Below are 21,174 nucleotides of genomic sequence, written 5' to 3' on the forward strand. Positions count from 1 at the left end.
GAGCACATCCATGTGCGCTTCTCTCAGGCCATCCCTGGCCTTCGAAATTTTTGGAAAGCCCCGCCAGCCACACTCTACATGCTTCCGTGCCCAACCAGCCCTGCTCACAGAATTGTTCAGGGGATTCTAAAACGCCACGCTGCCGACTCTATCGGCCAGCGAGGGCAATTAATCTTTAATACGGTACTCAGCCGAGCGCGCGTGCGCGGTCAGGCCTTCGCCTCGCGCCAGCACCGACGCAACGCGCCCCATACGATCCGCACCTTTGGAGGTGAAGCCGATCAGAGAGGATCGTTTCTGGAAGTCATACACGCCCAGGGGTGAACTAAACCGCGCGGTACCGCTGGTCGGCAGCACGTGGTTCGGGCCGGCGCAGTAGTCGCCGAGAGCTTCTGCCGTGTGCCGACCCATGAAAATAGCGCCGGCGTGGCGGATGTCGTCCAGCATCGCTTGCGGATCTTCCACGGAGAGCTCCAAGTGCTCTGGAGCGATGCGGTTAGACACCTCCGCCGCTTCTTTCAGATCAGCCACTTTGATAAACGCACCCCGGCCAATCATCGATGTGCGGATAATTTTCTCCCGCTCCATGGTTGGCAGCAGTTTGTTGATGCTGGCTTCCACCGCATCCAGGAAATCCGCGTCCGGGCTCACCAGAATGCTCTGGGCCTGCTCATCGTGCTCAGCCTGGGAAAACAGATCCATCGCGATCCAGTCCGGATCGGTCTTGCCGTCACAGATCACCAAAATTTCCGACGGCCCCGCAATCATATCGATGCCAACCACGCCGAACACCTCACGTTTGGCGGTGGCGACAAAAATATTGCCCGGCCCGACAATCTTATCCACCGCCGGCACTGTTTCCGTGCCATAAGCCAACGCGCCCACCGCCTGCGCGCCACCGAGTGCAAACACCCGATCCACTCCGGCAATGGCCGCCGCCGCCAGCACCATATCGTTCACCACGCCATCCGGCGTCGGCACCACCATAATCAACTCGCCCACCCCCGCCACCTTCGCAGGAATTGCGTTCATCAACACCGACGACGGATACGCCGCCTTACCACCCGGCACATACAAACCGGCACGGTCGAGCGGCGTCACCTTCTGACCCAGAATCGTCCCGTCCTCATCCTGATACTGCCAGGATTGCTGATTCTGCCGCTCGTGATAATCCCGAACCCGCTCAGCCGCTTGTTCCAGCGCTTTCCGCTGATCCTGAGGAATCCTGGCCAACGCCGCCTGCAAACGATCCTGACCAATCTCCAGCTCCGCCATCGAACCAACCGTCAGCCGATCAAACTTCGCCGTAAACTCCAGCACCGCCGCATCGCCACGGGTTTTCACCTCATGCAGGATATGACGCACCGACTCGTTCACCTGATGATCCACACTGTCATCCCAGGCCAGCAGCTTGGCCAGCGCGCCGTCAAAGTCGCTCTGAGTGGTGTTCAGTCTGGTGATCTTGTCTGTCATAGCTCGAATCCTGCTTTGGATTAATTACGCGTTCGCCGGAATACCAGCCGGCTAGTCTGGGAATTGCTTGCGCGGGGCTGCTTACGCCAAACGTTGAGACGAGTGTTCAGGGTGGCCTTTCCAAAACTGTGCGGAGCCAGGGATGGCGGAGCCCAAGCGTCACATGGATGTGCCGAAGGAGCGTGTTTTGGAAAGGCCACCCTGAGCGCTCGTGCACCCAGCCAAAATCCCGAAAGCGCCGCGCGAGCGATTCTTACTCGGAACCCCGGCGTTTATCCACAGCCACCGCCATCTTCTCGATGATCGGGTTAATCTGCCCATGCTTCATCTTCATAGAAGCCCGGTTCACCACCAACCGACTGCTGATATGGTCAATAAGTTCCCGAGGCTCCAAACCATTCGCCTTCAGGGTATTACCGGTATCCACAATATCCACAATCTCATCCGCCAGATCCAGAATCGGCGCCAGCTCCATCGCACCGTACAGCTTGATGATATCCGCCTGCCGACCCTGGGCCGCATAATACCGACGTGCAAGATTTACGAACTTGGTCGCCACCCGGATTCGACCGGAAGGCGCCGGCTCTCCCTTCTTGCCCGCCGTCATCAACCGACAACGGGAAATGTTCAGATCCAGCGGCTCATAAAGCCCCTCACCGCCATGTTCCATCAGCACATCCTTCCCGGTAACGCCAAGATCTGCAGCACCGTACTGAACATAGGTGGGTACATCCGTCGCCCGGATAATCAAAATACGCACCTGGGGATCCGTAGTCGGGAACACCAGCTTGCGGGACTTATTCACGTCGTCTACCAGCTCAATGCCGGCTTCCGCCAGCAAAGGCAAGGTCTCTTCGAGGATGCGCCCCTTCGACAAAGCGATGGTGATGGAATCTGTCATGGGTTTTCCCGGGTTCCCGTTGATGTTGGATCAGCCTGGCAAGCGGCGAATGCTTCCGCCCAGCAGCTGCAGTTTCTCTTCAATACACTCGTAGCCGCGATCAATATGGTAAATACGATCGACGATGGTATCGCCCTCGGCGACCAGACCGGCAATGACCAGGCTGGCAGACGCACGCAGGTCGGTTGCCATCACTGGCGCACCCGTCAGATGGTCCACACCTTTGATGATCGCAGCGTTCCCTTCCAGGGTAATGTCGGCACCCATGCGGATCAGTTCCTGCAGGTGCATAAACCGGTTTTCAAACACCGTCTCGACAATGGTACCGGTGCCTTCCGCCACGGCATTCATAGCCGCAAACTGCGCCTGCATGTCGGTCGGAAAAGCAGGGTAAGGCGCCGTGCGAACACTGACAGCCTTCGGGCGCTTGCCCTTCATGTCCAGCTCGATCCAGTCCGGACCGGTGGTGATGTGCGCACCAGCCTCTTTCAACTTAAGCAGTACCGCTTCCAGCAAATCTTCTCGAGTATCTTTCAGCTTTACCCGACCACCGGTGGCCGCCGCCGCGACCAGGTAGGTCCCGGTTTCAATACGGTCCGGCAGCACATTGTAATGGCAGCCATGCAGGCGCTCCACACCGTTGATCTCGATGGTGGCGGTGCCGTGGCCCTTGATATCGGCACCCATAGCGATCAGGCACTCGGCCAGGTCGACCACTTCCGGTTCGCGGGCGGCGTTTTCCAGAATGGTTTTACCGTCCGCCAGAGTCGCCGCCATCAACAGGTTTTCGGTGCCGGTCACGGTCACGGTATCCATGAAGATGTGGGCACCCTTCAGGCGACCGTTGGTTTTCGCCTTGATGTAGCCATTCTCGACCTTGATCTCCGCACCCATCAGTTCCAGACCGTGGATGTGCAGGTTGACCGGGCGGGTGCCGATGGCACAACCACCAGGCAGAGACACTTCTGCCTCACCGAAATGTGCCACCAGTGGCCCCAGTACCAGGATCGAGGCGCGCATGGTTTTCACCAGCTCATAGGGCGCATGGAAATGCTCGATGGTGTTGGCGTGCACTTCGACGCTCATCTTTTCGTCGATCATCAGCTCAACACCCATGCGGCCCAGCAGCTCGATCATGGTGGTAACGTCGTTCAGGTGTGGCAGATTGCCGACGGTCACCGGCTCATCCGCCAGCAATGTGGCCGCCAATATCGGCAGCGCGGCGTTCTTGGCACCGGAAATACGAATTTCGCCATTCAGAGGCTTGCGACCCCTGATCAGAAGTTTATCCACAATTATTATCCTGTTCTGTTCAGGTGTTGGCCTGCCGCTCGGCCCACTCACTCGGAGTGAAGGCTTTCGGGTGAAGAGCGTGAATGGTGCCGTCCATGACGTGCTGGAACAGTACCTTGTTGATCATCTGCTGCCGTTTGATGGTGGGCAGGTCTTCAAATACATCGCCTACGACAACCACCATATAATGGTTGCCATCGACTTGTACCTGAACCTCGCAATCGGGCATGGCTTCTTTGACAAGTTCGGTAACCTGGGCGGCGTCCATAGACATTCCTCAACTGGTTTGAAATCAGGGGCGGAATTGTAACCAATTCCAGGGCGCCGGTCAGCTGTGTGAGGCAAATCCGGGAATCTGATCTTGCAGATTACTGAGCGAGGCCAGCGACAGCAGGCGCTCACTGGCTCCGTCGAAGGTAAGCGCTGTCTGGTTTTTCAGCGCCAGCCGGTGCCAGCATAACAGCATCGACAGCACCGCACTGTGTGCAGTTACAAGCCCTGACAGATCCACCGTCAACGGGCCGGGAGCCGCACTCATTAGCTGCTCACCCCGATTGCGCAGGATCACCACCGAGTCGACGTCTACTTCACCGACGACCCGCAAAATGGAACCGTCCAGCTCAACCGTGGGCGCACCGCTGCTCATGAGCGGTCGAGTTCTTCGTCAAGGTTCAGAGATTCGAGGGCATCTCCCCACCCGTCAATCACTGCCTGCACCTGGCCGCGGTTTTCTTCCATTTCCTGGGCAAAGCGATCACGGAACGCCAGACCAATGTTGACGCCCTCAACGATGACGTTCTCCATTAACCAGCGACCCTCCGCATTTTTGTACATGGAATAAGTGACCGGGTACCGAGTGCCGGAAGCGCTGACCATTTCCATCTGTACGGCGCCACGACTGTCATTATCGCTCATGATAGAGGCGTCTTTTACGGTAATCTCGAAGCTGTCTGCCGACACCAGTGCCTGAGCGTAACTATCAAACAGGCTGCGCTTGAACTTCTCGACAAATTCATCACGCTGCTCCGGTGTGGTCTGGCGGGCGTAACGGCCCATGACGCGAGCGGCGATACGGCGAAAATCCACAAACTCGTCCAGAGTCTCGCTCATGCTGGCGTAAAAGGCCTCAGGATCCTCGCTGTAGAGACCGCGCTCGGCATTCAGTTTTTGCACCAGCTTCTGAGTATTGTCATCCACGTAACGCTTCAACTCGTCTTCCGGGCTGGCCCAGGCCTGACCAAGCCCCAGAGCAAACAGGGTAAAAATCAGAAAAATTCGTTGTTTCAAAGCAAGCATTGCATTCTCCTGTGTGTAAACTCTTACCGGCCGGACGCGAAATTACTGATCATCCGTTCCAGGTTCATGGCGGACTGAGTTGTATAAAAGGTCTCACCCGCTGTTAACGATTCCATGTCCCCGCCGATCGATATATCAATGTACTGCTCACCCAGAATTCCGGATGTACGTATTACTGCAGCGCTGTCCGCTGGAATGTTATCAACGTCTTTATCAATCGACATGACTACCCGGGCCTGAAACGTCTGCTTATCCAGGGTAATTGAATCAATGGTACCAATGGTGACCCCTGCCATGGAGACCTTGCCTCTGGGTGCCAATCCGCCAGTGTCATTAAAGTTGGCAGACAAGGTGTAGCTGTCGCCAGACGATTTTGGCGACAGCCCACTGACCTGCAGCGCCAGAAACATCAGGGCCGCAAGCCCGGCCACCATAAACAGACCGACGATAATTTCTGTTGTTCTTTGTGCCATGACAGGCTCCCGGAATTCCTGATTAAAAATTACCAAACATGACAGCGGTCAGCACGAAATCGAGGCCGAGCACTGCAAGCGATGAATAAACCACGGTCTTGGTGGTGGCGGAACTGATGCCGGCAGAGGTCGGCACGCAGTCATAACCCTGATAGACCGCGATCCAGGCACAAACAAAACCGAACACCACACTCTTGATAATGCCGTTGACCACATCGTCGAAAAAGTCGACCGACGCCTGCATATTGCCCCAATAGGAGCCTTCAAACACGCCCAACCACTCCACACCAACCAACATGCCACCCACTACACCAACCACCGAGAAGATCATGGCCAGCACCGGCATCGCCAGAAAACCCGCCCAAAGCCGCGGTGCAATAACGCGGCGCAGCGGATCCACCCCCATCATTTCCATGCTCGATAATTGCTCAGTGGCCTTCATCAGGCCAATTTCTGCGGTCAGGGCCGAGCCGGCACGGCCAGCGAACAGCAACGCCGTAACCACGGGCCCGAGTTCACGCACCAGAGTCAACGCAATCATCTGACCGATGGCCGCCTCGGAACCGAAATCGCTGAGGATGGTGTAGCCCTGAAGGCCCAGCACCATACCAATAAACAGCCCCGAGACCACGACGATGGCCAGCGACAGCACGCCCACCGCGTACAGCTGCCGGATCAGCAGGGGGAAGCCAACCGACGGCCTGGGCACGCCGCCCAGCACACCCGCCAAAAACTGACTGGCACGACCGAAAGACGCAACCGTATCGATACCCACGCGGCCAAACGCTGCAATCCGATCCATCATGCTGCGCCTCCTGGTAAGCCGAAATCCGAGGCAGCATCGCCGGACGGATAATGAAACGGCACCGGGCCATCGGGCTCACCCTTCAGAAACTGCTGCACACGCTCAGAGGGATGCTCTCGTAACTGCTCCGGCGTGCCTTCACCGATGACTTTGCCATCGGCAATGATACAGGCAAAATGGCAGATACTCAGAGATTCCGGTACGTCATGGGACACCAGCACGCTGGTCAGGCCCATGGAGCTGTTCAGATCACGAATCAGCTTGACCAGCACCCCCATGGCAATCGGGTCCTGGCCGGCGAAGGGTTCGTCATACATGATCAGTTCCGGGTCCAGGGCAATGCTGCGGGCAAGCGCCACGCGCCGGGTCATACCCCCGGACAATTCGGACGGCATCAATTGGCGGGCGCCACGCAGGCCAACCGCCTCAAGCTTCATCAATACGATGTCGCGAATCATGTCTTCCGGCAGCGCGGTGTGAACCCGTAACGGAAAGGCCACGTTCTCGAAGACACTCAGATCGGTAAACAACGCGCCGCTCTGAAACAACATGCCCATTTTTTCCCGCAACCGGTACAGATCCCGGCGCTTGAGTTTCGGCACATCGTGCCCTGCCACCGTAACCTGCCCGGAGTCCGGCCGGAGCTGGCCGCCGATGAGGCGAAGCAGCGTGGTTTTCCCGGTGCCACTGGGGCCCATAATGGCGGTAATCTTGCCCTCGGGGATAGCCAGGGACACGCCATCAAAAATGCGCCGGCCGGAGCGGGAAAACACCACGTCTTTCAATGTTATATAAGCAGACGACTCCATGATCCTTCCTTTTCAGCGAGCGCCTACATTATGCCAAGCGCCGCGCCAGCTCAATGGCAGGCCAGTGAAAGCTCGGTAAAATGTATTGATGGCAATGTTCAGTTTCCCTGAACGTTGGCAGCCACCCGGCTTAACAATGATATACTTCCGCCACAGTGACCCGACCGTCAACCATGGCCGGGCAAACCACACCGACCGAGCAGACAATCAGCCGAGATGACAGATTCTATTTCTTCAGGTGCCCCGGATTACCGCTCATCCGCACTGCGGGCCATTCGCATCGAACGGGAAGCCATCGAAACTCTGGAAGACCGTATCAACGGCGAGTTTACCAAAGCCTGTGAAGTCATCATGGCGTGTAAAGGCCGGGTAGTCGTGACGGGCATGGGCAAATCCGGCCACATCGGCAACAAGATTGCGGCAACCCTCGCCAGTACCGGCACACCGTCCTTTTTCGTTCATCCCGGCGAGGCCAGCCATGGCGACATGGGCATGATCACGCCGCAAGATGTGGTCATCGCCATCTCCAACAGTGGCAGCACCAGCGAAGTGGTCACCATCTTGCCACTGATCAAGCGCATGGGCGCTCCACTGATCAGCATGACCGGTAACCCAAATTCGGTTCTGGCCAAGGAGGCAATCGCCAACCTGGATGTGAGTGTCGCTATTGAGGCATGCCCGCTGGGATTGGCGCCAACGTCCAGCACCACCGCCACCCTCGTCATGGGCGATGCCCTGGCAGTGGCCTTACTGGAAGCTCGCGGTTTCAGTGCTGAAGACTTCGCCTTTTCACACCCGGGTGGCAGCCTGGGCCGGCGCCTGTTGCTGCGGGTGTCTGACATCATGCACTCGGGCGATCAGATTCCCCGGGTACTGGAAGACACGACGCTCAGTGGCGCCTTGCTGGAAATCACCCGTAAAGGTCTGGGCATGACCACCATCGTCAGCCCCACGGGTGAGCTAACGGGTATCTTCACCGATGGCGACCTGCGCCGAACGCTCGATAAATCACCTAACGTCCATAAAACCCTGATTCGCGATGTCATGACCCATAACGGCAAAACTATCCAGGCAGATCACCTGGCGGCCGAAGCCCTGAACATCATGGAAGAAATGAAGATCAACGCCCTGCCCGTCACCGACGATGATGGCAACCTGGTTGGCGCCATCAACATGCACGACCTGCTGCGGGCCGGGGTCATCTGAAAAGTTATCTGGAAAGCTATTTAAGAGGCCTCGAATGGCAGATCTGAACCCGCCGATGCACGAAAGCTGGGGCGACGAACTCAAAGCAAGGGCCGCGGGCATTCGCCTGATTGCACTGGACGTTGATGGCATCATGACCGACGGCCGGCTGTATTTCAGCGCCCACGGTGACGAACTCAAAGCGTTCAACATTCTGGACGGCCTGGGCCTGAAGCAGTTGATGAAAGCCGGCATTACTGTTGCCGTGATCACCGGCCGGCGCTCGCCCCTGACCAAAAAGCGCATGAGCGATCTGGGCATCCCGCATCTGATGCAGGGCCGTGAAGACAAGAAAATTGCCCTGCAAGAGCTGGTGTCTGAGATGAACATCACACCGGAACAAATCGCCTACATGGGTGACGACCTGCCGGATCTCCCTGCCCTGCAGTATGCCGGCCTTGGCATTAGCGTGCCCAACGGCTACTGGCTGGTGCGTCAGCAGGCGGATTACTGTACCCACGCCCACGGTGGTTATGGTGCCGTGCGCGAGGCGTGCGATCTCATTCTGTGGGCGCAGGGCCAGCTGCACGCCACGCTGCAACCTTATCTGAACGAGCCGTCATGAATCGCAACACGCTGCCCACCCTCCTGCGCAAGCCCCGGCTGCGAACTCTGGCGCTGGCCGCCACGGTGGCGGCAACCGTATTCCTTATGTGGGAGCGAGAAGAAGTAGACATCTCGCGCAGTGATGCAACCGAACTCAGGGGCCCCTCCGAACCGGACAGTTTCGTCATCGAGGGCCGATACAGCACCTGGGACGAGCAGGGCAACCTGAAAATGACCCTGGCGAGCCCTCGCATCGAGCAGTTTGACGACAGCGAACACGCCACCATGAACGCGCCCCGGGCCAGAATCTACAGCGATCAGGGTATCGACCCATGGATTATTGAAGCGGATGAAGGTAGCCTCCAGCACAACGAAGATCTTGTTGTTCTGACTGGCAATGTGGTGGTGCTCAGGCAAACCGCAGAGTCAGAAGCAACACTGACCACCAGCTTGCTGACCCTGGACAACAACCTGGGCATTGTACATACCGACCAGCCGGTCACGATTACCGAACCGTTTGGCGTTACCCGTGCCACCGGTATGAAGGCTTGGGTCGATCAACGGGTACTGGAACTCAACTCCCGGGTGGAAGGGCAATATGAAACCGTCAGGTAAGCGTGCATACCTCTTGTTGGCAACACTGATACTGGCCGGCCCCACAGCCGCGTTCGACCTGGACTCGGATGCTCCGATCCGGGTCAGCGCTGACTCCGCCCGACTGGACGATGCCGAGGGCATCGCGGTCTACAACGGCGATGTCGAGCTGATGCAGGGCAATACCCAACTGAACGCCGAGCGTCTGGTGTTGTATCGCGACCAGCAAGGCCTGAGCCGGGTTGAGGCCAGCGGCGAACCCGCTCGCTATCGCCAACCCGCCAGAGAGGGCGAAGCCATGACCGACGCCCGGGCCCGCAACATCACCTGGTCAGCAGCAGACAACCAGCTTACCTTTGAGCGCCAGGCCATTATTGAGCAAGGCAACAACGTGTTCCGGGGCGACGTTATTCACTATGACACCGTGAGCAGGGTGGTCACCGCAGAGGGCGGCACACCCTCTGAAGAAAGTTCAGGACGGGTAGAAATGGTGATCCAGCCTCGCGGCGCCGGCAACCCCACAGACGAATAGGTTTCTGATGGCAGTTCTCAGGGCCAGTAATCTGGCAAAGAGTTATAAACAGAAAAAAGTGGTTGTGGACGTCTCCCTGGAAATCCGTTCCGGAGAAATCGTCGGGTTGCTTGGCCCCAATGGTGCTGGCAAGACCACCTGTTTTTACATGATCGTCGGCCTGGTGCCGTCCGATCACGGTCGCATTACCATCGATAGCCAGGACATCACGCCCCTGCCGATGCACGGTCGCGCCCGCAAGGGCATTGGTTACCTGCCGCAGGAAGCCTCGGTGTTCCGGAAACTGACCGTGCGCGACAACATCATGGCGATTCTGGAAACCCGCAAAGGCATGAGTCGGCCGGAGCGGGACGCCAAGCTGGAAGAACTGTTGAAAGAATTCCACATCACCCACATACGGGACAGTCTCGGCATGGCCTTGTCCGGCGGTGAGCGGCGGCGAGTGGAAATTGCCCGGGCGCTGGCCATGGAACCGGCGTTCATTCTGCTGGACGAACCCTTTGCCGGGGTAGATCCGATCTCGGTCAGTGACATCAAACACATCATCCGGCACTTGCGGGACAAAGGCATCGGCGTGTTGATTACCGATCACAACGTGCGGGAAACCCTCGATATCTGCGAGAACGCCTATATCGTTTCCGGCGGTCACATCATTGCCTCCGGCAATGCCGAGGCCATCCTGGCCAACCAGCAGGTCAAAGAAGTCTATCTGGGTAATGAATTCCGCCTGTAAACGGACAGGAAATCAGCGTCGACCGAGGTCTGATTGTTTTGATGATCTGTAGCAAGTAAACTCGGCAAAGAACTTGCTTATACTGTCCGCAAGACACGGCAAGTATCCAGCGTACAACATTTTTTTCAGCCTGTGCGCAGGCGATGTCACCACCGGGACACCCCTGATTTATGGATCTTGAGCCATGGTTATGAAAGCCTCGTTACAGCTTAAGATGGGCCAGAGTCTGACCATGACTCCCCAGCTGCAACAGGCCATCCGTCTGTTACAGCTTTCCACCCTCGACCTTCAGCAGGAAATCCAGCAGGCACTGGAATCCAACCCTATGCTGGAAACCCCCGAGGACGACGACCTCCCGGAAAGCGGCGATGAGGCGAACAACACCCAGGCCGAGCAGAAGGACGCCAGCACCGAATACGATGAGCCCACTTCCGACGTCGCCACAGACTGGGACGAAAACGAAAACGCCCCGGATTGGTCATCCGAGAACGAGATTCCCGACAAGATCCCTGATGACCTGCCGGTGGACACCGCCTGGGAAGACATTTACCAGTCCGGCCCCGCACCCGCCAGCAAGGGCGACGATGACAACGATTCCGATTTTGAAACCCGTAACTCCCCGACTGAAACTCTGAGGGATCATCTCGAATGGCAGCTCAACCTGACCCCGCTGAACGAGCGGGACAGCGCCATTGCGCATGCCTTGATGGACGCCGTCGACGAACGGGGTTACCTGACCTCCCCCATTGAGGAGATCTACTCCGGACTGCAGGATGACACCGAAGAAGATCCTCTCGAGCTGGACGAAGTCGTCGCCGTTCTGCACAGACTCCAGCATTTTGATCCGCCGGGCGTTTTTGCTTGCGACCTTCAGGAGTGCCTGCTGATCCAGCTGAACCAGCTGCCGCCGGACACACCCTGGCTGCGCCAGGCCCGACTGGTGGTCACCCAGTTCCTGCACTTGCTGGGCAACCGGGACTACGCCCAGTTGCTGCGTCGCAGCCGCCTGAAGGAAGATCAGCTCAGAGACGTGCTTGCCCTGATCACCAGCCTGAACCCCAGGCCTGGCGACGTGATCGACCGTACCGAGCCGGATTACGTAATCCCCGATGTCATTGTGCGCAAGCACGAGGGCCGCTGGCGGGTAGAACTGAACCCGGAGATTGCGCCGCGCATCCGGGTTAATGCCAGTTATGCCTCGCTCATCCGCCGGGCCGACAGCAGCGCCGACAACACCTACCTGCGCGACCAGCTTCAGGAAGCCAAGTGGTTTATCAAAAGTCTGCAAAGCCGCAACGAAACCTTGCTGAAAGTAGCCACGCGCATCGTCGAGCACCAGCAGGGCTTTCTGGACCTTGGTGAAGAAGCCATGAAACCGCTGATCCTGTCTGACATTGCCCAGGCCGTGGAGATGCATGAGTCGACAATCTCCCGGGTTACCACGCAAAAGTTCATGCACACCCCCCGGGGCATTTTCGAACTGAAGTACTTTTTCTCGAGCCATGTCAGCACAGCCGAGGGCGGGGAATGTTCCTCTACCGCCATTCGTGCGATGATCAAGAAACTGATTGCAGAAGAAACTCCAAAAAAGCCATTGAGCGATAGCAAGATTGCGGCCATGCTTGGAGAACAGGGAATCAATGTAGCTCGGCGCACCGTCGCCAAGTACCGGGAGGCGATGCACATTCCGCCTTCGAATGAACGTAAACGACTGGTTTGACTTTTTGCCAGTGCACGAAGCACCGGTATTCAGCCCGGCAGAAAGCCGGCACGATGACAACAGGAGACGCCTATGCAACTCAATATTTCAGGCCATCACGTAGAACTGACCCCTGCACTGAAGGATTACGTCAACACCAAGTTCGAAAAGCTGGAGCGTCACTTTGATCACATCAGTAACTGCCAGGTGACGCTGGAAATTGAGAAAGTTCGTCAGATGGCCGAAGCCACCCTGCACGTCATCGGTGGCGAGATTCACGCAAAGGCTGAAAACGAGGATATGTACGCGGCGATCGACGCCCTGGTAGACAAGCTCGACCGACAGATCCTCAAGCACAAAGAAAAGAACGTTGACCGGATGCACGGTAACGGCTGAGCGCAGTATTTCGCGCCACCTTATCGGGTGTTTCAATAGATCGAGCTGCGGCGGGGCTTACCGGCCGCAGCCTTTTTTTTAGGGAATCACAGTCGATCCATGAGCGATACATCCCTGACCATCGACAACATTCTGGCTCCTGAACTGACGCTGTGCCGGGTACCGGCCTCAAGTAAAAAGCGGGTTCTGGAGACCATTGCCGAGCATATTCATCATCAGGATGAAATACTCAGCGACACCCAGATATTCAGTAACCTGGTATCCCGGGAAAGACTCGGCAGCACCGGTATCGGCCAGGGAATTGCCATTCCCCACTGCCGTCTTGAAGGGCTCGATCGTGTCATCGGGGTTCTGATGACGCTTGCAGAGCGCATAGATTTTGATGCAATCGACAACCAGCCGGTTGACCTGGTATTCGCGTTGATTGTTCCGAAAGAAGCCACCAGCGAGCACCTTGAACTGCTAAGCCAACTGGCCGAGAAGTTCAATGACAACGCCTTCTGCGAACGGCTGCGCCAATGTGAAGATGCCGACGCCCTGTACCAGCGTATGACCACGGTCAGCACCTGATACCCATTGCACCAGCAAAAGAAGGAAGGAGTGCCTACCATGAAGCTGATCATCGTCAGTGGCCGGTCCGGATCTGGCAAGAGTACCGCATTGCACGTACTCGAGGACCTGGGCTTCTATTGCATTGATAACCTTCCTATCGGATTGCTGTTCCCCCTGACTCGTGAAGCGGCCCATCAGGAGGCGCCCGGCCGTCTCAGAAAGATGGCGGTCAGCATTGATGCCCGTAACCTGTCTGCGGAACTGGCCAATTTCGAGCAGATTTACGACCAGCTTCGTGACACCGGCATCGTTGTCGAGATCATTTTCCTGGATGCCGATGAACAGTCGCTGCTGCAGCGATTTCATGCCACCCGGCGCAAGCACCCGCTCAGCGATGATAAAACCTCTCTGCGCGAGGCGATCACCAATGAAAAGGCCTTGCTGGATCCACTGTCGAGACTGGCCGACCTTTATGTCAACACCACCGGCCTGTCGATGTATGAACTGCGGGACATGGTCAAACAGCGAGTTGCCGGGCGCAAAGACCAGGAACTGGCGCTGTTGTTCCAATCTTTTGGCTTCAAACATGGCGTGCCGGTCGACTCGGACTACGTTTTTGACGTTCGCTGCCTCCCCAACCCGTACTGGGACACCAGCCTGCGCAAGTACGTGGGCACCGACCAGCCGGTCATTGATTTTCTTGAGCGGGAACCTCTGACCGGGCAGATGGTGGATGACCTGATACGGTTTCTCGACACCTGGCTGCCCTCCTTTGCCGACAGCAACCGCAGCTACATGACCATTTCCATTGGCTGCACCGGTGGTCAGCACCGCTCAGTGTATGTGTGCGAGCAGTTGGGTCGCCATTTCAGCACCCGTTACAACAACGTTCAGGTACGTCACACCGAGCTGCCTCATCTTCAGGCTCGAGGGGAGATCTGATCAACCCATGATCTGCCGCCCCATCACCATCATCAACAAACTGGGCCTGCACGCCCGTGCCACCGCCAAACTGGTGGCGACGGCGTCTGGCTTCGACTGCCAGGTACGGATTCGTGGCAAAGGCCGGGATGTAGACGCCAAAAACATCATGCAGGTGATGATGCTGGCTGCCAGCCAGGGCACCGAGGTGGAGCTTGTTGCCGAGGGTCCGGACGAGCAGGACGCCATCAGGGCACTGGTCACACTGATCGACGATTATTTTGGCGAAGGCGGCTAAGCCCGGCTTCGCTATTTCCCTACAACTCTTTCTCACCTGTACCGGCTAACTCCGCTATAATACGAGGGTTTTCTGATCGCAGGTGGTTTTCATGACCGATATTCTTGAAAAAAGTCAGGCCCGCCAGCGCCTTCGCTCTCTCAGTGAGGCCCTGGACAGTGGTGCCCTCAAGCAAGTAGCCCGCATTCTTAATGGCGGCCTGAGTCCCAGCGATATCGCCCACCTGCTGGAATCCTCGCCGCCCCGCCAGCGTGCACTGCTGTGGAACCTGGTCGACAAACAGCTCGAAGGCGAGGTACTGCAGTACCTCGGCGATGACATTCGTGGATATTTCCTGAGCCAGCTGAATGCCCAGGAACTGGCGGATATCATCGAGAATTTCGAGTCGGATGACTTGGCTGACCTGCTGCAGCAACTTCCCGACACGGTGATTCAGGAAGTTCTGGACACCATGGACGAGCAGGACCGGCAGCGGGTAGAGGAAGTACTCGCCTACCCGGAGGATACTGCCGGCGGCCTGATGAACACGGATACCATCACCGTGCGGCCAGACATCAGTATTGACGTGGTTTTACGTTATCTGCGCCGGCATCGCAGCTTGCCACCGATGACCGACAGCCTGATCGTGGTGAGCCGACGGGACGAATTTATCGGCATGTTACCGATTACCCGAATGCTGGTCTCCAACCCTGCCGCCACGGTTCGGGAAGTGATGGATACCGAAATCGAACCGATACCGGTCGGTCTGTCAGATACCAAAGTAGCCACCCTGTTCGAACGTTACGACCTGATCTCGGCGCCGGTGGTGGGCGAAGGCAACAAGCTGCTGGGCCGGATCACTATCGATGACGTGGTCGATGTTATCCGGGAAGACGCCGACCATTCGCTGATGAGCATGGCCGGTCTGGATGAGGACGAAGACACCTTCGCGCCGATCATGAAAACAACCCGTCGCCGGGCGGTGTGGCTAGGCATCAATCTGCTTACTGCGTTTACCGCCTCTGGGGTGATCGGCCTGTTTGAAGACACCATCGCCAAGGTGGTGGCGCTGGCCGTATTAATGCCGATCGTGGCCAGCATGGGCGGTATCGCCGGCAGTCAGACTCTGACCCTGGTGATCCGCGGTATGGCCGTTGGCCAGATCAGTGGCGCCAACGTGGGCTGGCTGCTGAACCGTGAGTTCCTTTCGGGCGTTCTCAACGGCCTGCTTTGGGCCGTGGTGGTGGCCGTTGCCGCCATACTCTGGTTCCAGGACTGGCTGATCGGTGCCATCATTGCAGCTGCTCTGGTCATCAATCTGGTGGTGGCCTCGTTAGTCGGCACAGTTTTGCCCTTGTACCTGAAATCCAGAAACATTGACCCCGCCCTCGCCGGCAGTGTAATTCTGACAACGGTTACCGACGTTGTCGGCTTCATGGCCTTTCTGGGACTGGCCACCATTTTCTACGCCTGACAAAATTGACGATCACCATGACTGACCATACTGACGACCAACTTCCTGAGTACTCCGGCCCCAGCAAGTCCCAGCTGAAGCGGGACATGCACGCCTTGCAGGACCTGGGCAAGCGGATGCTGGATCTGAACGACGAGCAGCTGGCGACGCTGGCTATCAGCGATACCCTGCAGCGGGCCATTATGGAATCACGCCGGATCAACCAGCGTGAAGCCAAGCGCCGGCACCTGCAATATATTGGCAAGGTGATTCGACAGGAAGCAGATCCCGAAACTCTGAGCCGCGCTATTGATGCCTTTCATGCCGGCAGTGAGGAGCATACCCGTCGCCACCACCTGGCCGAACGCTGGCGTGACCGGATGATCGCCGAAGGCGATAAGGTCGTGGGCGAATTTATTGGTTATTGCCCATTGGCCGACGTTCAGCATTTGCGCAACCTGGTTCGCAATGCTCGCAAGGAAGTGGATTCTCAGAAAAACACCGGTCAGGCGCGAAAATTGTTCCGGGCTCTCCGGGAATGGATTGACGACGCAGAGCTGTGATGTCCGGCGCTTTACAGGCGCCGGTGTTGCCAGACCGGCATGCGGGTTCTGACTTGTTCAAGATATTCAAGGCCCAGGTCGGCGCATACCAGGCCCGGCCCCTCTTCTTCAATTTCACAGGCAACCTTGCCCCAGGGATCACAGATCAGGCTGTGACCGTAGGTTTTGCGGCGCGGACTGTTCTGGCCACCCTGACCAGGGGCGACCACCCAGACCTGATTCTCGATGGCCCGGGCTCGAATCAGGGCGTGCCAGTGGGCGTCACCGGTCTGCCAGGTAAAGGCACTGGGCAAACACACCCAATCAGCGCCCTGCTGCCGTAACGCTCTGAACAACTCGGGAAAGCGCAGATCATAGCAGATGGCCAGCCCCAGCCTGCCCGCGGGCGTCTCCACCGTAACCACCTGATCGCCCGGCTCGAAGGTATCGGATTCGCGATACTGACCATGAGAATCTTCCACCATGGCATCAAACAGATGGATCTTGTCGTAACGCGCAACCTCCTGGCCTTGATCGTTATAGACCAGGCAGCTTGCACGAACCCGCTCGACCATGTCTGACCCATCTGGCCGCGTTGCCAGCGGCAGGGAGCCGCCTACAATCCATAAACCCAGCGCCTTGGCCTGCGCCGACAGAAAACGACGGATCACCGGCTCGGCACTGGCTTCCTGCCGGCCACATTCAAGCATTTGCGTCGTGGCCAGTACCGCAAAATTTTCCGGCAGCACCGCTACTTTCGCACCCTGGACCGCAGCTTCCCGTAACAGGCGTTCCGCCTCAGCAAGATTGCCTGCAATGTCGTGGCTGCTGACCATCTGAATAGCGGCTACGTGGGTCATGGCTCAACTCCTCTATTCACCCGTATCAAAAACCCGGCGAAGTTCAACTTCCGGGTCGCTCCAGCTACCGGTCACGCTGTAGGTGGCACTGGTTAATTTACTCAGGGGGTCACCCAGAATCTTATCGAGCACAAACAGCGCGCCCCCAATCGGGGCACTGGCTCCCATCAGTATGGCAGCAAGGGGCAGATTCTGGGTAACCGGCAACACCAGCACCAGTCTCATATTCAGGCTTTCGTCGGTCATATTGGTGGTGCCGTTGAGTTTGAAGGCTCCGGATGGACCGACCAACTGCAGTTCTGGGTCCAGCGTGAGCAACCCGTTCACCAGGCTGGCTTTGCCAGAAATGGCATCGAAGGCAATACCCCTTTCGTACAGATCAGAAAAATCGAGGCGGAGTCTTCGCCAGAGCGTATCGGTGTTGAGCAGGTTGAAAATCCTGAACAACTGGGCCGAACCGCTCTGTTCCATGATGACACCATCATCCAATCGCACACTGACCTGACCACTGAGGCCGCTCAAGGCGAATTCATCCGGTCGACCGGGCCAATCCAGGTTCAGATCAATACGGGTCTGCTCATTGTTCAGCGGGATTGGTGCGCCGGTCAGTGCCTCCAGTTCATTCAGACGCCCTCCCGAAAGTGCGCCCACAAACCGGCTGGTTTCCCGCTCATCCACCACGCTCCAGGTCATGTCGCCCTTCAAAGCCAGCGTCTGCAGCTGGCCATCAATGCCCGTGACGTTCAACCTGAACGGTTCCGGGCGCAGACTGAACTGCCAGCGGCCAGCGCTTTCGTCACCTAACCTCAGTTCGTCGATCTTCACGTCGATGTCCGGCCAGCTTCCGATATCAAGAGCGCGAAAGGCTTCCAACTGCTGCTCCAGAGTCAGTAATTCCGGAGCACTGTCGGCGTCGCTGTCCGAGTCCGAGTCCGAGCGCAACAGGCTAAGACGCTGCAGGTCCACTTCGATCACACCGTCATCCGGCACCATCAGGCGCCCGAGTAGTCGCTCGGATTCGGTATTGAACACCCACCGGTCGCCCAGATTCAACGCATTGATCTGAATGTTACTGAGGGTGTGCCCGGCCAGGTTCAACTGGCTGAAATGCAGATCGAATCCGGAGCGTTTCCACAACAGGTCGAAGCCCAGACGATTCTGCCAGTCTCCGGTTATCCGCAAACCCTCGCTGGCGCTGGGATCAATCAGAGCCGCCAACTCGGCGGTCTGATCGGCCGATTTGCCCAGGGGTTCAGGCCAGTCCAGCGCCAGCCCGTGCAAGTCTGACGTCACCGAGAGCCGGGGCGTGGTTTCGGGGGCCACTTTCAGCTCTGCGGTGTAATCAAGCGTGCCCGCCATACCCAGGGACATATCTTCCGCCAACCCCAACTGACCAAGGAACGACGGCATCGATAGCTGACCGGCTTGTCGTATCAACAGTCCCGGGCCACCGGTGTCACTAGCCGTTGTCTGCTCAAAACTGACCATCACTGGCTGGTCAAGGAAGTTCGCACTCAAAGGCGCACCGGAAAAGCCCTGGCTTGTATGGTAAGTCAGTTCGCCCTCAATGCCGGTCCAGCTCAACCCGGCGTCGGGATAGGCCACCTCAGCCCCGCTGGTGCTGACCTTTGCCTGTACTTCGGGCTGGGCGCCACTGGCCAGCGCCAGGTCGAGATTAAGTGACAATTCATAAAGACCTCGATAGTCAAGCCCGCTGGCGGCAACACCGGCCAGCTCACCCAACGGCGTATTGTTCATCCAGAAAGGCACCGCTTGCCCGGGAACATTGGCGGCGGCATCAACCAGTATTCGGTTCGTGGTATCGCCGTTGCCGGGCACCACCCTGACCTCGCCCTGACTCAAGTCCAGACCGCCCGTGCGCCCTTGTGCCAGGGTAACCCGGGCGTCCGCGCTGTGAATTTCGACCCGGCCACGGGCACCCTCCAGCTCCGGCCACCGCTGGTCATAGCGGATACGGGCCTCATCAAACTCAAACCACATGGAGGACACAAACGATCCGCGGGGCGCGCCAGTATCTATCCGGCCATGTCCGTAATACTGTCCGGCGGTAATGTCAACTTCCGTGATGGCGGTTGTCAGCCAATCATAGAGTTCTTCGTTCATCACTCGGGCGGGGGCAAAGTCCGCAAGCATTTGAGCTGTGCCGTTCTCAACGCCCACGCTCAAACCAAGATTATCTTCACCAAACTTGTCGAGCCTAAGATCGAAGGCACCGGTCAACAATGACTGGTCACCATACGACAACGTCAAGTCGTCAGAAAACACTCTGGTAATCGGGCCTGCCAGTCTCCAGGATACCGTGCCCTTCATAGCGCTGAGCGACCAATCCGAGCTGAAAAGCTGGGGAAATCCGAGGTTTGCCGATTGCGCGGTATCCAGGGTGACATAGCCCCCCTCTGCGTTCATCAGTATCAACCCCTGGAGGCCGCTGGCCGAGGGCGCACCCCGGGAAGCCTGTATCGAAACATCACGCAGGCGACCAGAAAGCTCGAAATTGCCCGGATCCTCAGGCAACGTGAGGATCACATCATCCAGATACCCTGCCGGCCGGTACCGCTCCAGTGCCTGGTTTGGCACATCGGGCAACAGTGGCAAGGTCTGAACGAGGCGCCGGATCGGAGCCAACGGCACGTCATCAGCAATGAACACGTTACCGTCCGTGACCGGCTCAAGCCGAAGCCCGAACGGCTCCACCTGTTCGCCGATCCATTGCCACTGCAATTCCTGCAGCTGAAGCGGGCCATCTTTGCGCCAACCAAACCGGGCACGGATATCTTCGATCGGCGCGAGCGACTCCCTGTTCACGCCAAGTTGCAGATACGGTGTGTAGACGGAGCCCTGGACCTGCTCAATCTCGCCGTTGCGGAAGGTTAACCAGGCGCGCCCGCCCAGATCAAAACCCTCAACTCTCACACCGCGCCAGTTCAGATCATCAATCAGGCCATCAAACAGTCGGCCCGAATCCACATCCAGATAGAGCTGGCCGGTAAACTCACCGCGAAAAAAGTGCTGCCCTACCAGGGCAAAACTGGCCAACTGGGTTGACGTCCCCGGCTGCATGGCGCGGCCGGAGGCTTGAAACAAACCCCGCCGGTAGACCAGATCCAGCCTGGGAATATCCAGTTGGCGCAGGTTGCCGGAGCCATCGTCAATGGCAAGACTGATCCTCGTCAACGTCACCCTCGGGTCAGACAGCCAGCGCCCCGCCAGCTTTAGCCAGGATTGCAGATCCTGGCCGCCCGGGTGAGTCAGGTCGCTCAGTTCGTCAGGCGGATCAAACAGATCAAGGCCAGCACGACGGGTCAGTGTCAGTGACAAGCCATCGGCTTCAAAATCTTCAAACACCAGACGGAAACGAAAAACGGAGGACAGAAAGTTTAGCCGCAGCCGCAGGTGCTCGAGTTCGGCGATCGGTTCGCCGGTGTCCGGGTGACGCAGCGTAACGTCGTTGGCGGTTACTGCAGGGTCAAGCCAGTGCCAGCGGGACGACAGTGTGCCCACCTGGACATCCAGCCCGGTGCGTTCTGACAAGTGCGAGGAGAGGTCGCGGGAATAGCGATCAAGGTCACTGGTGAGCTGGCGACCAAGCCCAACATAGAGGGCGAACACCACCAGTATGGCGAAAATGAACCACCAGACGGCGTTCGCCAGATACTCAAGCGCCTTTGCCAGCATACTCGCTGGACGAACAGACGCTTGGGTTTGATCTTGCTCACGGCCTTGCATAGGTCAGATAACTCCGCAGACGGCCCC

At 57.8% G+C, this 21,174-nt stretch carries 23 protein-coding genes; 12 read left to right on the forward strand and 11 right to left on the reverse strand.

Annotation, left to right across the window (positions count from 1 at the left end; genetic code table 11):
• Positions 1 to 168: 168 nt before the first annotated feature.
• The 9 genes from hisD to C7H08_RS10570 all read right to left on the reverse strand — a co-directional run bounded on the left by hisD (position 169) and on the right by C7H08_RS10570 (position 7,053).
• Positions 169 to 1,473 (reverse strand): histidinol dehydrogenase, encoded by a 1,305-nt coding sequence (hisD, locus tag C7H08_RS10530; RefSeq protein WP_106671701.1) that lies wholly within the window; start codon positions 1,471 to 1,473, stop codon positions 169 to 171.
• 253 nt (positions 1,474 to 1,726) lie between these two features.
• Complete coding sequence (hisG, locus tag C7H08_RS10535; protein ID WP_106671702.1) at positions 1,727 to 2,374, reverse strand: ATP phosphoribosyltransferase; 648 nt, start codon at positions 2,372 to 2,374, stop codon at positions 1,727 to 1,729.
• A gap of 30 nt (positions 2,375 to 2,404) precedes the next feature.
• Positions 2,405 to 3,667 (reverse strand): UDP-N-acetylglucosamine 1-carboxyvinyltransferase, encoded by a 1,263-nt coding sequence (gene murA / locus C7H08_RS10540; RefSeq protein ID WP_106671703.1) that lies wholly within the window; start codon positions 3,665 to 3,667, stop codon positions 2,405 to 2,407.
• Positions 3,668 to 3,686: 19 nt separating this feature from the next.
• Positions 3,687 to 3,935 (reverse strand): BolA family protein, encoded by a 249-nt coding sequence (locus C7H08_RS10545; RefSeq protein ID WP_106671704.1) that lies wholly within the window; start codon positions 3,933 to 3,935, stop codon positions 3,687 to 3,689.
• Between the two features lie 60 nt (positions 3,936 to 3,995).
• On the reverse strand, positions 3,996 to 4,313 hold the full coding sequence (locus C7H08_RS10550; protein ID WP_106671705.1) for an STAS domain-containing protein: 318 nt from the start codon (positions 4,311 to 4,313) through the stop codon (positions 3,996 to 3,998).
• Complete coding sequence (locus C7H08_RS10555) at positions 4,310 to 4,963, reverse strand: MlaC/ttg2D family ABC transporter substrate-binding protein (RefSeq protein WP_106671706.1); 654 nt, start codon at positions 4,961 to 4,963, stop codon at positions 4,310 to 4,312. The genes C7H08_RS10550 and C7H08_RS10555 overlap by 4 nt, the downstream gene beginning before the upstream one ends.
• 23 nt (positions 4,964 to 4,986) lie before the next feature.
• The gene (mlaD, locus tag C7H08_RS10560) at positions 4,987 to 5,436 is read right to left on the reverse strand and encodes an outer membrane lipid asymmetry maintenance protein MlaD (protein WP_106671707.1); all 450 of its coding nucleotides are present in this window, start codon (positions 5,434 to 5,436) and stop codon (positions 4,987 to 4,989) included.
• 22 nt (positions 5,437 to 5,458) lie between these two features.
• On the reverse strand, positions 5,459 to 6,241 hold the full coding sequence (mlaE, locus tag C7H08_RS10565) for a lipid asymmetry maintenance ABC transporter permease subunit MlaE (RefSeq protein ID WP_106671708.1): 783 nt from the start codon (positions 6,239 to 6,241) through the stop codon (positions 5,459 to 5,461).
• Complete coding sequence (locus C7H08_RS10570; RefSeq protein ID WP_227663238.1) at positions 6,238 to 7,053, reverse strand: ATP-binding cassette domain-containing protein; 816 nt, start codon at positions 7,051 to 7,053, stop codon at positions 6,238 to 6,240. The genes mlaE and C7H08_RS10570 overlap by 4 nt, the downstream gene beginning before the upstream one ends.
• A 213-nt stretch (positions 7,054 to 7,266) precedes the next feature.
• On the opposite strand from C7H08_RS10570, the gene C7H08_RS10575 reads away from it, so the two are divergent.
• From C7H08_RS10575 to yjgA, 12 genes are all read left to right on the forward strand, one after another.
• Complete coding sequence (locus C7H08_RS10575; RefSeq protein ID WP_106671710.1) at positions 7,267 to 8,256, forward strand: KpsF/GutQ family sugar-phosphate isomerase; 990 nt, start codon at positions 7,267 to 7,269, stop codon at positions 8,254 to 8,256.
• Positions 8,257 to 8,290: 34 nt separating this feature from the next.
• Positions 8,291 to 8,860 carry a KdsC family phosphatase gene (locus C7H08_RS10580; RefSeq protein ID WP_106671711.1) on the forward strand — a complete coding sequence of 190 codons (570 nt, stop codon included), beginning with the start codon at positions 8,291 to 8,293 and terminating at the stop codon, positions 8,858 to 8,860.
• Complete coding sequence (lptC, locus tag C7H08_RS10585; protein ID WP_188445154.1) at positions 8,857 to 9,456, forward strand: LPS export ABC transporter periplasmic protein LptC; 600 nt, start codon at positions 8,857 to 8,859, stop codon at positions 9,454 to 9,456. Before C7H08_RS10580 ends, lptC begins: the two co-directional genes overlap by 4 nt.
• On the forward strand, positions 9,440 to 9,967 hold the full coding sequence (lptA, locus tag C7H08_RS10590; protein ID WP_106671712.1) for a lipopolysaccharide transport periplasmic protein LptA: 528 nt from the start codon (positions 9,440 to 9,442) through the stop codon (positions 9,965 to 9,967). Before lptC ends, lptA begins: the two co-directional genes overlap by 17 nt.
• A 7-nt stretch (positions 9,968 to 9,974) precedes the next feature.
• On the forward strand, positions 9,975 to 10,700 hold the full coding sequence (gene lptB / locus C7H08_RS10595) for an LPS export ABC transporter ATP-binding protein (protein WP_106671713.1): 726 nt from the start codon (positions 9,975 to 9,977) through the stop codon (positions 10,698 to 10,700).
• Positions 10,701 to 10,890: 190 nt separating this feature from the next.
• On the forward strand, positions 10,891 to 12,420 hold the full coding sequence (locus C7H08_RS10600; RefSeq protein WP_106672084.1) for an RNA polymerase factor sigma-54: 1,530 nt from the start codon (positions 10,891 to 10,893) through the stop codon (positions 12,418 to 12,420).
• Between the two features lie 72 nt (positions 12,421 to 12,492).
• Positions 12,493 to 12,795 (forward strand): ribosome hibernation promoting factor, encoded by a 303-nt coding sequence (hpf, locus tag C7H08_RS10605; protein WP_044384321.1) that lies wholly within the window; start codon positions 12,493 to 12,495, stop codon positions 12,793 to 12,795.
• Between the two features lie 99 nt (positions 12,796 to 12,894).
• Positions 12,895 to 13,365 carry a PTS IIA-like nitrogen regulatory protein PtsN gene (ptsN, locus tag C7H08_RS10610; RefSeq protein ID WP_106671714.1) on the forward strand — a complete coding sequence of 157 codons (471 nt, stop codon included), beginning with the start codon at positions 12,895 to 12,897 and terminating at the stop codon, positions 13,363 to 13,365.
• Between the two features lie 39 nt (positions 13,366 to 13,404).
• Positions 13,405 to 14,289 (forward strand): RNase adapter RapZ, encoded by an 885-nt coding sequence (rapZ, locus tag C7H08_RS10615; protein ID WP_106671715.1) that lies wholly within the window; start codon positions 13,405 to 13,407, stop codon positions 14,287 to 14,289.
• 7 nt (positions 14,290 to 14,296) lie between these two features.
• Positions 14,297 to 14,566 carry an HPr family phosphocarrier protein gene (locus C7H08_RS10620; protein WP_106671716.1) on the forward strand — a complete coding sequence of 90 codons (270 nt, stop codon included), beginning with the start codon at positions 14,297 to 14,299 and terminating at the stop codon, positions 14,564 to 14,566.
• Positions 14,567 to 14,657: 91 nt separating this feature from the next.
• Complete coding sequence (gene mgtE, locus C7H08_RS10625) at positions 14,658 to 16,019, forward strand: magnesium transporter (protein WP_106671717.1); 1,362 nt, start codon at positions 14,658 to 14,660, stop codon at positions 16,017 to 16,019.
• A gap of 17 nt (positions 16,020 to 16,036) precedes the next feature.
• Complete coding sequence (gene yjgA / locus C7H08_RS10630; RefSeq protein WP_106671718.1) at positions 16,037 to 16,561, forward strand: ribosome biogenesis factor YjgA; 525 nt, start codon at positions 16,037 to 16,039, stop codon at positions 16,559 to 16,561.
• An 11-nt stretch (positions 16,562 to 16,572) separates the two neighbouring features.
• Here the strand turns inward: yjgA and C7H08_RS10635 are convergent, their stop codons facing one another.
• Together C7H08_RS10635 and C7H08_RS10640 are read right to left on the reverse strand one after the other, a co-directional pair.
• On the reverse strand, positions 16,573 to 17,400 hold the full coding sequence (locus C7H08_RS10635; protein WP_106671719.1) for a carbon-nitrogen hydrolase family protein: 828 nt from the start codon (positions 17,398 to 17,400) through the stop codon (positions 16,573 to 16,575).
• Between the two features lie 12 nt (positions 17,401 to 17,412).
• Positions 17,413 to 21,147 (reverse strand): YhdP family phospholipid transporter, encoded by a 3,735-nt coding sequence (locus C7H08_RS10640; protein ID WP_106671720.1) that lies wholly within the window; start codon positions 21,145 to 21,147, stop codon positions 17,413 to 17,415.
• Positions 21,148 to 21,174 lie beyond the last annotated feature (27 nt).

This window comes from Marinobacter halophilus (assembly GCF_003007685.1).
Classification (GTDB): Bacteria; Pseudomonadota; Gammaproteobacteria; order Pseudomonadales; family Oleiphilaceae; genus Marinobacter; species Marinobacter halophilus.